At 66.1% G+C, this 12,014-nt stretch carries 11 protein-coding genes and 1 pseudogene; 8 read left to right on the forward strand and 4 right to left on the reverse strand.

Going from position 1 to position 12,014, the window contains the following annotated elements; genetic code table 11:
• Positions 1 to 25 precede the first annotated feature (25 nt).
• Both BST27_RS20715 and BST27_RS20720 read right to left on the reverse strand, forming a co-directional pair.
• Entirely contained in the window at positions 26 to 1,438 is a 1,413-nt protein-coding gene (locus BST27_RS20715) for a PE family protein (RefSeq protein ID WP_079220207.1), read from the reverse strand.
• Between the two features lie 52 nt (positions 1,439 to 1,490).
• On the reverse strand, positions 1,491 to 2,330 hold the full coding sequence (locus tag BST27_RS20720) for a ribonuclease Z (protein ID WP_069417426.1): 840 nt from the start codon (positions 2,328 to 2,330) through the stop codon (positions 1,491 to 1,493).
• 212 nt (positions 2,331 to 2,542) lie between these two features.
• Here BST27_RS20720 and BST27_RS20725 point away from each other — a divergent pair, with 212 nt between their 5' ends.
• Positions 2,543 to 2,971, forward strand: a complete 429-nt coding sequence (locus BST27_RS20725; RefSeq protein ID WP_069417457.1) for a CBS domain-containing protein — start codon at positions 2,543 to 2,545, stop codon at positions 2,969 to 2,971.
• 37 nt (positions 2,972 to 3,008) lie between these two features.
• Here the strand turns inward: BST27_RS20725 and BST27_RS20730 are convergent, their stop codons facing one another.
• Positions 3,009 to 3,608 carry a type II toxin-antitoxin system PemK/MazF family toxin gene (locus tag BST27_RS20730; protein WP_069417427.1) on the reverse strand — a complete coding sequence of 200 codons (600 nt, stop codon included), beginning with the start codon at positions 3,606 to 3,608 and terminating at the stop codon, positions 3,009 to 3,011.
• Here BST27_RS20730 and lepA point away from each other — a divergent pair.
• Both lepA and BST27_RS20740 read left to right on the forward strand, forming a co-directional pair.
• Positions 3,590 to 5,559: pseudogene (lepA, locus tag BST27_RS20735) on the forward strand (translation elongation factor 4). The gene BST27_RS20730 and the pseudogene lepA overlap by 19 nt on opposite strands.
• A 47-nt stretch (positions 5,560 to 5,606) precedes the next feature.
• Positions 5,607 to 6,356, forward strand: coding sequence for a sensor domain-containing protein (locus BST27_RS20740; protein WP_069417429.1), 750 nt, complete (start codon positions 5,607 to 5,609; stop codon positions 6,354 to 6,356).
• Between the two features lie 30 nt (positions 6,357 to 6,386).
• Here the strand turns inward: BST27_RS20740 and BST27_RS20745 are convergent, their stop codons facing one another.
• Entirely contained in the window at positions 6,387 to 8,363 is a 1,977-nt protein-coding gene (locus BST27_RS20745; protein ID WP_372515510.1) for a glycoside hydrolase family 15 protein, read from the reverse strand.
• 212 nt (positions 8,364 to 8,575) lie between these two features.
• Between BST27_RS20745 and BST27_RS20750 the strand changes: the two genes are divergently transcribed.
• The 5 genes from BST27_RS20750 to BST27_RS33865 all read left to right on the forward strand — a co-directional run.
• A complete protein-coding gene (locus BST27_RS20750; protein ID WP_069417431.1) occupies positions 8,576 to 8,770 on the forward strand; it encodes a hypothetical protein in 195 nt (64 codons plus the stop codon).
• A 388-nt stretch (positions 8,771 to 9,158) separates the two neighbouring features.
• Positions 9,159 to 10,208 (forward strand): sulfate ABC transporter substrate-binding protein, encoded by a 1,050-nt coding sequence (locus BST27_RS20760; protein WP_079219934.1) that lies wholly within the window; start codon positions 9,159 to 9,161, stop codon positions 10,206 to 10,208.
• Positions 10,205 to 11,086, forward strand: coding sequence for a sulfate ABC transporter permease subunit CysT (gene cysT, locus BST27_RS20765; protein WP_069417432.1), 882 nt, complete (start codon positions 10,205 to 10,207; stop codon positions 11,084 to 11,086). The genes BST27_RS20760 and cysT overlap by 4 nt, the downstream gene beginning before the upstream one ends.
• Positions 11,083 to 11,901, forward strand: a complete 819-nt coding sequence (cysW, locus tag BST27_RS20770) for a sulfate ABC transporter permease subunit CysW (protein ID WP_069417433.1) — start codon at positions 11,083 to 11,085, stop codon at positions 11,899 to 11,901. The genes cysT and cysW overlap by 4 nt, the downstream gene beginning before the upstream one ends.
• Before the next feature lie 15 nt (positions 11,902 to 11,916).
• On the forward strand, positions 11,917 to 12,014 hold a 98-nt coding region (locus BST27_RS33865; protein ID WP_249025710.1), incomplete at its 3' end, for a hypothetical protein.

The raw sequence follows: 12,014 nt of genomic DNA on the forward strand, positions 1-12,014 counted from the left end.
CCGAGCAGCAGGCGCGGCAGGAACCCTATGGGGTGATGCCGGGGCAGCCGATGATCCCGGCGGCCCCACCGGCTCCGCCGCTGCCGTTCGTCCCGCCGCCGAAACCGGGCCCGCCCGTGCCGCCGTTCCCGCCGTTCCCGATGAAGCGGGCGTTCCCGCCATTACCGCCCGCGCCACCGTCGAGGTGACCGGTGTTGCCGCCGCCGCCGCTACCGCCGGCACCACCGCTGCCGATCACGAACGCGCCGGCCCCACCCTGGCCACCGACACCGCCGCCGAGCCCGCCGTGCCCCCCGGCGCCGCCGGACCCGAACAACACCGCCGTGCCTCCGGCCCCGCCACCGCCACCCGAGCTGCCGGCCATGCCGCCGCCGGTTCCGCCGGTGCCGCCATTGCCGCCGGCGCCAAGGATCACCGCGCCACGGCCGCCGGCCCCGCCGGTGCCGCCGATACCGACGCTGGCCGGATCGCCGCCGTCGCCCCCGATTCCGCCGTCGCCGCCGACACCGAACACGAAGCCTGCCGCACCACCGGCCCCACCTCCGCCGCCGGATGCACCGCCTCGGCCGCCGGCGCCCCCGGCACCGCCACTGCCGAACAACGCGCCGCCGTTGCCGGCGTCACCCCCGCGTCCGCCCTGGCTGCCGTCGGCGTTGTTGCCGCCGTTGCCGCCCGCGCCCCCGGCGCCGAACAGCTGCGCGTCGCCGCCGATGCCGCCCATGCCGCCTTGGACGGCTCCGGCCGCGCCGGCGCCGCCGCCACCACCGGGACCGCCGTTGCCGTAGAACAGTCCACCCAGGCCGCCGTTGCCGCCGGTGCCTGCGAAGCCGGCGGCGACGCCGAGGCCGCCGGTTCCACCGGCCCCGCCGGTACCGAGCAGCCAGGCGTTGCCGCCCAGCCCGCCGCTGCCGCCCGGCCCCCCGGTGCCGCCGGGTCCGCCATTGCCGATCAGCCCGGCGGCTCCACCGCCGCCGCCGGAGACGCCGGGCAGTGTGCTGTCGCCGCCGCGGCCACCGTTGCCGAGCAACAGGCCGCCAGGGCCGCCGGGCTGGCCGATGCCACCGACGGTTCCGCCGTCGGCGCCGTTGCCGATCAGCGGGCGGCCGAGGAACGTCTGGAAGGGTGCGTTGATCGCATCGAGCAGCGCCTGCTGCACGTTGCCGGCTTCGGCGCCGGCATAGGAGGCGGCGCCGGCCGCAAGACGCTGCACCAGCCGCTCGTGGAATGTCGCCAGCTGGGCGCCGAGGGTCTGATAGCTCCGGGCGTGCGCATCGAAAAATGCCGCGATGGCAACAGACACTTCGTCGGCGGCGGCCGCCTGCACGCCGGCTGTCTGGATCGCCAAGGCGCGGTTGGCCTCCGCGATCGTCGACCCGATCCCGGCGAACTGGGTGGCGGCCACAGCCATCCCACCCGGCACCGCAGTGACGAACGACATCCCGCGGATCGTATCGCGGCCGGCGTCGGTCCAGCCGGATTTAGCGGCGGCTTTAGCGCGCCGCTATTTCAACCCGGTGCAGGTCGTCGCCCAACTCGATCTGTCCGCTGAACTCGGCGGCGGCCAGCGCCCGCCACTGGTCTTCCTGTCCTGGCCCGAGCGGTGGGACGTAGTGGGTCATGATCAGGGTTCCGACGCCCGCGCGTTGTGCGGTCGCTGCCGCCTCCTGCACCGAGGAGTGGTAGTCGCACACGTCCTTGACCCGCTGCTGCGGGACATGGCCAAGGATGTCCTTGCGAATCACAGTGTGTACCAATCCTCCTGCCCCACTTGCTAATTCGTCCAAGCTGGCGCATGGGACGGTGTCCCCGGCCAACACCAACGAAGCGCCGTCGGCCTCGATGCGGAAGCCGATGGTCGGTGCCACGGGCCGATGATCGGTGGGGGCGACCCGGATCGTGACGCCGTCGCGATCCCACACCGGCCCCTCGGTGTGCTCGTGAACCTCGACCGGTGGCGGCGCGTTCAGGTCGGCGTGGTGGGCGATCCGATAGCCGATGTCGTGACCGAAGGCCTTCAGCGTCGCCTCGACCACCTCGCGGGTGCCCGGCGGTCCGATGATGTGCAGCGGCTGCGGATCGGGCGCGAAGTTGGTGACCCAATTCGTGATGATCACGTCGCCGAGGTCGGCGATGTGGTCGCTGTGCAGGTGCGTCAGCAACAACGCCGACAGACCGGCGGCGCCGACGCCGACGGCCGCCGCGCGCTGCAGCACTCCGCGTCCACAGTCGATCAGGAAAACCTGCCCTGCGGCGCGCACCAACGTGGACGGGCCGGCACGGTTGGGGTCGGGGATGGGGCTTCCGGTTCCCAGCAATGTCACCTCAATCATGGGCCCCATCCTTGCAAGTCGACGGTGCGCGGCGTCAAGCATTTGCCGGAATCGATTGGGCAACAAAGCAACTCCAGCGGTGCCCGGACCAGCGGCGGTGCGGCCGCGGTGACGGTTTGGTTGCTGTTGCCGCGAGCTTCGGGTGGCGGCTTCCCCGCCGCGCGAGATAGTCGTAGCCTGGTGTGAACCAGATCACCATGGCAGGAGGTTGGATGCGAATCGCGGACGTGTTGCGGAACAAGGGGGCGGCCGTGACGACGATCAACCCCGAGGCGACGGTTCGGGAGTTGCTCGCCGGCCTGGCCGAGCAGAACATCGGCGCCATGGTGGTGGTCGGCGACGATGGGGTGGTCGGCATCGTGTCCGAACGCGACGTGGTGCGTCAACTGCACATCCACGGCGCCAGCGTGCTGTCGCGCCCTATCTCCAAGATCATGACGAAGGCCGTCGCCACCTGCTCAAAGTCGGACAGCGTGGATGAGATCAGCGTGTTGATGACGGAAAATCGGGTTCGCCATGTGCCGGTGCTCGACGGGAAGAAGCTGATCGGCATCGTCAGCATCGGTGACGTGGTCAAGTCGCGGATGGGCGAACTCGAGGCCGAGCAACAACAGCTGCAGTCCTACATCACCCAAGGCTGACCACGCGGCTTGTTCGCCGGCCCGGTGAGGCGCTGCGTCAACGCCAGGAGTACTCCGCGCGCAGCCGGCTCGCGACTACCTCGAAGATGTCCCGGTCCAGGATCGCGCCTTCGCGACGAATGCCCTCCTCGGGCACGTCGAGCACGCGGTCCAACCTGACCCAACTCTTCTTGCCCTCGTAGTCCCAGTCGCCGGAACCGATGAGTTGCCAGTTCCGGTCGTCGGCGTGGTGTTCCTGGCTGGACATCATCAGCCCCAACAGCACGTCGCGGTCGCGGCCCACGACGGGCACCGGGCGATCCTTTCCGCGGGTCGGATCGTCCTCGTAGACCACCCACGTCCACACGATCTCGCCCGGGTCCGCCCGACCGTCCAGATCCGGTGCGTACAGCACTTTGCGGGCCCGCTGAGCGGTGGGGAAGCTGGTGCTGGTCACCGGGCGGCCCGCGGTGATCTCCCCGGCCGGCGGTGGCGGCGAGGTCATGATGTTCGCGGTGATCTTGACGGCCTGCTGAATGGTCCGCAGCGTGCTTTGTGTGTTCTGGATCTGACGCACGAGCTTGGGGCCCTCGTTGAAGACGAGGTTTTCCGCGAAGCGCTGAAACGTCTTCCACTGCGATTTCCGGGAGGACGCCATGTTCGCAGCATACGACGCGATCGGGTGAGCACGGTGGGCCTCAAATATGTTTCAGCTGCCCCGCACGGATAGTCTGAATACCCTCAAACAAGCGCTACAGGAGATTCCCATCAGCAGTTTTGCCGACAAGACCTTCACCCCGCCGGCGCAGATTCGGAATTTTTGCATCATCGCTCACATCGACCACGGCAAGTCGACGCTGGCCGACCGAATGCTGCAGCTGACCGGGGTGGTTGACGAGCGCTCGATGCGGGCCCAATACCTGGACCGGATGGACATCGAGCGGGAACGCGGCATCACCATCAAGGCCCAGAACGTGCGGTTGCCCTGGCGAGTGGGTGACCAAGAGTACGTCCTGCACCTCATCGACACGCCGGGCCACGTCGACTTCACCTACGAGGTGTCGCGCGCGCTGGAGGCCTGTGAAGGTGCGGTGTTGCTCGTCGACGCCGCCCAGGGCATCGAGGCGCAAACGCTGGCCAACCTCTACCTGGCGCTGGACCGGGACCTGCACATCATCCCGGTGCTCAACAAGATCGACCTCCCGGCCGCTGACCCGGACCGGTATGCGGGTGAGATTGCGCACATCATCGGTTGCGAGCCGTCAGACGTGCTGCGCGTGTCGGGCAAGACCGGCGAGGGCGTCGCCGACCTGCTGGATCACGTGGTGCAGGAGGTGCCGCCCCCGCAAGGCGACGCTGATGCGCCCACCCGCGCGATGATCTTCGACTCCGTCTACGACATCTACCGCGGCGTGGTGACCTACGTCCGCGTGGTGGACGGCAAGATCACGCCGCGCGAGCGGATCGCGATGATGTCCACCGGCGCCACGCACGAATTGCTCGAGGTCGGCATCGTCTCGCCCGAACCGAAGGCCAGTGAGGGCCTGGGCGTCGGGGAAGTGGGCTACCTGATCACCGGCGTCAAGGACGTCCGCCAGTCCAAGGTCGGCGACACCGTGACCACCGCCCGCAACGGGGCCAAGGAGGCGCTCACCGGCTACCGCGAGCCGAAGCCGATGGTCTACTCGGGGCTTTATCCCGTCGACGGTTCGGACTATCCGAACCTGCGCGACGCCCTGGACAAGCTGCAACTCAACGACGCCGCGCTGACCTACGAACCCGAAACATCGGTGGCGCTGGGCTTCGGATTCCGGTGCGGGTTTTTGGGCCTGCTGCACATGGAGATCACCCGCGAGCGCCTCGAGCGCGAATTCGACCTCGACCTGATCTCCACGTCGCCCAACGTCGTCTACCGGGTGATCAAGGAGGATGGCACCGAGATCCGGGTGACGAACCCCTCGGACTGGCCGGAAGGCAAGGTCCGCACCGTCTACGAGCCCGTCGTCAAGACCACCATCATCGCGCCGAGCGAATTCATCGGCACCATCATGGAACTGTGCCAGTCGCGGCGCGGCGAGTTGGGCGGCATGGACTATCTGTCGCCCGAACGGGTGGAGCTGCGCTACACGATGCCGTTGGGGGAGATCATCTTTGACTTCTTCGACTCGCTGAAATCCCGGACCCGGGGTTACGCCAGCCTCGACTACGAGGAGTCCGGCGAACAGGAAGCGGATCTGGTCAAGGTCGACATCCTGTTGCAGGGGGAGGCGGTCGACGCGTTCAGCGCGATCGTGCACAAGGATTCGGCGTTTGCTTACGGCAACAAGATGACCACCAAGCTCAAGGAGCTGATCCCGCGCCAGCAGTTCGAGGTGCCGGTGCAGGCCGCGATCGGATCGAAAATCATTGCGCGCGAGAATATTCGAGCGATCCGCAAGGACGTGCTGTCGAAGTGTTACGGCGGCGACATCACCCGTAAACGCAAACTTCTGGAAAAGCAGAAGGAAGGCAAGAAGCGGATGAAGACGATCGGGCGGGTCGAGGTGCCGCAGGAAGCCTTCGTCGCGGCTTTGTCCACCGACACCGCCGGGGACAAGGGCAAGAAGTAGCAGCGCAACCGCACGACGCCAACCGAACTAGGAAGGGCCAGAACCGGATGAGATTCCGATGCAGCGTCGTCGCTGCTGCGCTCGTCGCCCTGCTGACCGCTGGCTGCACCGACGTCGTCAACGGCCTCGCGCGCCCAGGGGCGAATACCAAACCGCACCCGCTCACCGGCGACGCGCTCAGGCAGGTCCTCCTGGACGATTCCGCGCTGGCGGACATGCTGGGCCAGCCGTTCGAAAGTGATCCGGATCTGCCGCCGCGGTTCGGCGGCGGCGACAAGCTGCTGTCGCCCTACGGGGAGGTGTCGCCCGCCGAGTGCGTCGGCGTCGTGAGCCTGACGAATCGCAATACCTACGACGGCACCCCGGTGGTCAACGTCGCCCACGAAACGTGGTGGCACACCAGCTACACGGTGAAGGTCATCAGCGTCGCCGAGAGCGTGATCGCGCTGCCGTCGGTCAAGGACGCTTCGGCGCTCTTCGACAAGTTCACCGATCAGTGGAAGGCCTGCAACGGCAAATCGGTGACACTGGATGGAGACGACATCAGCTTCACCGACGAAGTCAGTGATGTGCGCGTCGCCAATTCCGTTCTCGCAGCGACACTTGCCGAGTCAAGCTCATCTACTCCAACATCCAGGGCGGTCGCCCGGGCCCTCGGAGTGCGGGTGAACTGCCTGGTCGAGGTGCAAGTCAGCTTTTTCTCCCCGCAGGAGTCGGACACTGGGACCGGCGATCCCAACACCAGCGCGATCGAGATCGCGCGCGCGATGATGGACAAGATCACCGCGCGGACCTGACGCAGCCCGGCGGCCGCTGAGCCGAGGGCTTTACACCGGGGCGTTGGCGGGCTGGAACATGCCGGAGCCGTCGGCTTCCTCCTCGGCACGGATCACGTGTACCACCGCGTTGATCAGCGCCAGGTGGGTGAACGCCTGCGGGAAGTTGCCCAGGTGCCGGCCGGTGCGCGGCTCGATCTCCTCGGCGTAGAGGTGCAGCGGGCTGGCGAATGACAGCAGCCGTTCGCACAACCGCTTGGCCCTGGCCACTTCACCGATCTCGACCAGGCACGACACCAGCCAGAACGAGCAGATGGTGAACGTGCCTTCCTCGCCGGACAGTCCGTCGTCGGTCTCCTCGACCCGGTAGCGCAGCACCAGGCCTTCCTCGGTGAGTTCGTCGGCGATGGCCAGCACGGTGTTGCGCACCCGGTAGTCGTCGGGGGGCAGGAACCGGGTGAGCACCGCCAGCAGCAGCGAGGCGTCCAGCGCGTCGTCGCCGTAGCGCTGGGTGAGGACGCCGCGCTTGTCGACCCCGTGCTCGAGGATGTCGGCCTTGATCTCCTCGGCGATCTTGCGCCATTGCTGGGCGTAGCTGAACTCGCCTTGCCGCTCGGCCAATTTGGCGCCGCGGTCCAGCGCCACCCAGCACATGATCTTCGACGAGGTGAAGTGCTGCGGTTCGCCGCGCACCTCCCAGATTCCCCGGTCGGGCTCGCGCCAGTGCTTGATCGCCTCTTCCACTTGCTTCTTCAGCACCGGCCACAGCGTTTCGGGCACCTGCTCGCGCGACTTGGCGTGCAAGTAGAACGAGTCCAACACCGAACCCCAGATGTCGTGCTGTCTCTGGTCGTACGCGCCGTTTCCGATCCGCACGGGGCGGGCATGGTCGTAGCCGGACAGGTGCAGCAGCTCCTCTTCTTCGAGGCTGCGCTCGCCGCCCACTCCATACATCACCTGCAACGGATGCCGCTCGTCGCTGTTTGCGCCGGACACGTCGGCGATGAAGGCGAAGAAGTCGTCGGCCTCCCGGTCGAGCCCCAGGGTGTAGAGACCCCACAACGCGAATGTCGAGTCACGAATCCACGAGTAGCGGTAGTCCCAGTTGCGTTCGCCGTGGGGGGTCTCCGGGAGTGAAGTGGTGCTGGCCGCCAGCAACGCGCCGGTGGGTGAGTACGTCAAGCCTTTGAGGGTGAGCGCGCTGCGCTGCAGGTACGCCCGCCACGGGTGGTCCGGGAAGTTGCCGATGTTGATCCACTGCCGCCAGCACTCGGTGGTCTGCCACATCTTGTCGGCGGCTTCTTCGTAGGTCTGGGGCGCCGGATGCTTCGTCCAACTCAGCGCGACGAAAATGTCGTCGCCCTCTTTCATCCGGGTGCGAGCACGCGCTTCCCGGCCCTCCAGCCCGATGTTGAGGTTGGTGGTCAGGCGCAGGGTCGGGTGGGCGTCGGGGTTCTTGGTGGCGCGGGCGATGGCCTCGCCGTACGCCTGGGAGGAATATTCCCAGGTCGCGCCAGTGCGGTGGTAGTCGAACGCGGGTTCGCAGCTCATCATCAGTTCGACGGTGCCGCTCACACATCGCACGGTGCGCAGCAGGATGTGCTCGGCGTCCCAGTCCATCGGGGTGCGACGGTGGGTGCGCGAGCGCCGCTCGATGTCGTGCCACCTGCCCATGACCAGCGCGTCGCGCACGATCAGCCACCCGGTGTGTGTTTGCCAGGTGGTTTCCATGATCAAACTGCCCGGTAGGTAACGCCGAGCCGAAGGCACCGACACGCCGTAGGGGCCCAACCGGAAGTGGCCGGCGCTGCGGTCCAGGATCGCGCCGAACACGCTCGGCGAGTCCGGACGGGGCACGCACATCCATTCCACCGAACCGGCCGGTGAGATCAGGCAGGTCGTCTCCCAGTCGGACAGGAACGCATAATCGGCGATCGGCGGGAACGGATTGCGACGCGCCTGGCTGGGCGTGTATACCGACGCCGTCGTGTCCTCGGCGGAGGTGGCCTTCAAGTCCAAGCCGGGCATCGCGCCGTCACCATTGGGGTTGGCTTCCGACGCTTCGTTTGTCTGTTCGGCGTGCGCGACCATGCGCACATCATCGACTGTCGACCTACCCGGCGTCCACCCTCGCGATTTACCCGTTACTCAGGGGCAACCTGCGTATTAAGCGCACCGTGCGGGAAGCGGGGCAATGCTCCATTGGTACGCCCACGCCGCGGCCTAATAGTGTGAGTTGGGTGACCGGGTTCCTGAACTGGTGGGACGGCGTAGAGCTGTGGTTGTCGGGCCTACCGTTTGTGCTGCAGGCGTTGGCGGTGATGCCGGTTGTGTTGGCCTTGGCCTTCGCTCTAGCGGTGGTGCAGGACGCGCTGCTGGGAAAAGGAATCGAATTGACAAATCGCGCCCGCCATTCGGACGAGACGTCGGGGTAGCTCGAATGCCACGGTCACATGTCACGTTGATCCTCGTCACCTTGGTGGTCCTGGTGATCGTGACGTGGCTTCTCACCCACCGCTGACTCACGTAAATCACCCGTGCCGGGTGGGTCGGGACGCGGTCGAGATGACAGCCAGGCTGATTCTGTTAGGCTTCGCGCCATGTACGCAGCAGCCGTCGAAGCGCGACGCTTCCCGCTTGCGCTCTGCTGCGCAACTGTCGTCGCGGGGCTCTGCGCCGCGGCTGACGCGCACTGTTGTCGCTGACTCCCAATCCGTTTGCGGGCTGGTCTGAGTCTGGAAATCACTGATTTCTCTTTGACCGCCATTCGCAGCAACCAGACCGAATCCGCAAGTTCCGCAGTTCTGCACTGGAAGGCCAATAATGCTCAACGATGTTCGGGGCGCACCGCGCTGGCGACCCCGTGCCCTGCTGGCGATCGCGCTCGCGCAGATCGTCGGTGTTCTCGCTGCCTGCCAGGGTGGCCCTAGCGATGTCGTCGGTGGCGGCGGGCTGGCCGACGCCCATACAACGGTGACGCTGGTCGCTTACTCGGTCGCGGAACCGGGTTGGAGCAAGGTGATTCCGGCGTTCAACGCCACCCCGGAGGGCAAGGGGGTTCAGGTGATCACCTCCTTCGGGGCGTCGGGCGACCAGTCCCGCGGTGTTGCCGACGGCAAGCCCGCCGATCTGGTGAATTTCTCGGTTGAACCCGACATCACCCGATTGATCAAGTCCGGCAAGGTCTCCAAGGACTGGGCCACCGGTGCGACGAGGGGAATTCCGTTCGGGTCGGTGGTGACATTCGTGGTGCGCAAGGGCAACCCGAAGAACATCCGGGATTGGGATGACCTGTTGCGGCCCGGCATCGAAATCATCACACCCAACCCGCTGAGTTCGGGTGCCGCCAAATGGAATCTGCTCGCCCCGTACGCCGTGAAGAGCGAAGGCGGCAGAGACAGCAAGGCGGGGATCGAGTTTGTCAACAAACTCGTCCGGGAACACGTCAAAATGCGTCCGGCGTCGGGCCGAGAGGCGACCGATGTTTTTGTCCAGGGGAGTGGCGACGTCCTGATCAGCTACGAGAACGAGGCCATCGCGGCGGAACGGGCGGGCAAGCCCGTCGAACACGTGATTCCGCCGCAGACGTTCAAGATCGAGAATCCGGTGGCCGTGGTCAACACCAGCCGAAACCTGGCGGCGGCGACGGCTTTCAAGAATTTCCAATACACGGCTGCGGCCCAAACGATCTGGGCGCAGGCGGGTTTCCGGCCGGTCGACCCGGCGGTAGCAGCCCAGTTCCGTAACCAGTTCCCGGTGCCCGCGAAGTTGTGGACGATCACCGATCTGGGCGGCTGGAGTGTCGCGGATCCCCAATTGTTCGACAAGACCAACGGCAGCATCACCAAGATCTACACGCAGGCCACCGGATGACCACGATAATTCCCGACCCCGAAGCGATCCGTCCCGAACTGGACCGACCCGACCGCGAGGCGCCGCCAACGCGCCGCTTCCGCCGCCCCTCGCCCACCACGTCCCTGCGGGTGGGTGTGGCGACGCTGTGGCTGTCGGTGATCGTCTTGTTGCCGCTGGGCGCCATCGTCTGGCAGGCCGCCGGAGGCGGTTGGCATGCCTTTCAGCTGGCCGTCACCTCGCATGCCGCGCTGGAATCGCTGCGGGTGACGTTGACCATCTCCGCCGCAGTCACGATCGTCAACACCGTCTTCGGGTTGCTGATCGCCTGGGTGCTGGTGCGTGACGACTTCTTCGGCAAGCGGCTCGTCGATACCGTCATCGACCTGCCTTTCGCGCTACCGACCATCGTCGCCAGCCTGGTGATGTTGGCCCTCTACGGCAATCACAGCCCGGTCGGGCTACATCTGCAGCACACCGAGTGGGGTGTGGGCGTCGCGCTTGCCTTCGTGACGTTGCCGTTCGTGGTGCGGGCCGTCCAACCGGTTCTGCTGGAACTGGACCGCGAAACCGAGGAAGCCGCGGCATCTCTGGGTGCGAACGACCTCAAGATCTTCACTTCCGTGGTGCTGCCGGCGCTGACTCCGTCCCTGTTGTCCGGTGCGGGCCTGGCGTTTTCGCGGGCCATCGGTGAGTTCGGTTCGGTGGTGCTGATCGGCGGTGCGGTGCCGGGCAAGACCGAGGTGTCGTCGCAGTGGATCCGGACCCTGATCGAGAACGACGACCGTATCGGCGCCGCCGCGCTATCCATTGTCCTGCTGTCGATTTCGTTCGTGGTGTTGTTCGTGCTGCGCATCATCGGCGCACGGACGGCCAAGCGCGAGGAGGTGTCCGAATGACGCTGTCACCGGTGGTGCGTTACCTGTTGCGATTCGTCGCACTGGCGTACGTGACTGTGCTGCTGATCATTCCGGTCACGCTCATCTTGTGGCGTACCTTCGCCCCCGGGTTCGGGCAGTTCTATGACTGGGTGAGCACACCGGCGGCGATATCGGCGCTGAATTTGTCGCTGGGTGTGGTGCTCATCGTGGTGCCGTTGAATGTCATATTCGGGATTCCTACGGCGTTGGTGTTGGCGCGCAATCGATTCCGCGGCAAGGGCATTCTGCAGGCAATCATCGACCTGCCCTTCGCGGTGTCGCCTGTCGTCGTGGGCGTGGCGTTGATCGTGCTGTGGGGCTCGGCTGGAGCGCTGGGCTTTGTCGAACGGGATTTAGGGTTCAAGATCATCTTCGGCTTGCCGGGGATTGTGCTGGCGAGCGTTTTCGTCACCCTGCCGTTCGTGGTGCGTGAGGTCGAACCGGTGTTGCACGAGTTGGGCACCGATCAGGAGCAAGCGGCCGCGACCCTGGGTTCTGGTTGGTGGCAGACGTTTTGGCGGATCACGCTGCCGTCGATCCGCTGGGGACTGACCTACGGCATCGTCTTGACCATCGCTCGTACGCTCGGCGAATACGGGGCGGTGATCATGGTGTCGTCCAACTTGCCGGGCAGCTCGCAGACGCTGACACTGTTGGTGTCCGACCGTTACAACCGCGGCGCCGAATATGGCGCTTATGCATTGTCGACGCTACTGATGGGCGTCGCGGTGTTGGTGCTGATCTTCCAGGTGGTTCTGGACATCCTGCGATCCCGCGCGGTCAAGCAGGCCTGACAAGGAGACTTAACGATGACGGACACGAGCAACCCCGCGATCGTGGTGCGCGATGCCTATAAGAATTACGGCGATTTCGTGGCGCTGGATCATGTGGACTTCGAGGTGCCCAG

Source organism: Mycobacterium intermedium, from assembly GCF_002086275.1.
Lineage (GTDB): Bacteria > Actinomycetota > Actinomycetes > Mycobacteriales > Mycobacteriaceae > Mycobacterium > Mycobacterium intermedium.

Coding starts and splice junctions, on each gene's coding strand:
- BST27_RS20725 (WP_069417457.1), top strand. CDS start 2,543: ATGCGAATCGCGGACGTGTTGCGGAACAAGGGGGCGGCCGTGACGACG.
- BST27_RS20740 (WP_069417429.1), top strand. CDS start 5,607: ATGAGATTCCGATGCAGCGTCGTCGCTGCTGCGCTCGTCGCCCTGCTG.
- BST27_RS20720 (WP_069417426.1), bottom strand. CDS start 2,330: ATGATTGAGGTGACATTGCTGGGAACCGGAAGCCCCATCCCCGACCCC.
- cysW (WP_069417433.1), top strand. CDS start 11,083: ATGACGCTGTCACCGGTGGTGCGTTACCTGTTGCGATTCGTCGCACTG.
- BST27_RS20715 (WP_079220207.1), bottom strand. CDS start 1,438: ATGTCGTTCGTCACTGCGGTGCCGGGTGGGATGGCTGTGGCCGCCACC.
- BST27_RS20730 (WP_069417427.1), bottom strand. CDS start 3,608: ATGGCGTCCTCCCGGAAATCGCAGTGGAAGACGTTTCAGCGCTTCGCG.
- BST27_RS20745 (WP_372515510.1), bottom strand. CDS start 8,363: ATGCCCGGCTTGGACTTGAAGGCCACCTCCGCCGAGGACACGACGGCG.
- BST27_RS20760 (WP_079219934.1), top strand. CDS start 9,159: ATGCTCAACGATGTTCGGGGCGCACCGCGCTGGCGACCCCGTGCCCTG.
- cysT (WP_069417432.1), top strand. CDS start 10,205: ATGACCACGATAATTCCCGACCCCGAAGCGATCCGTCCCGAACTGGAC.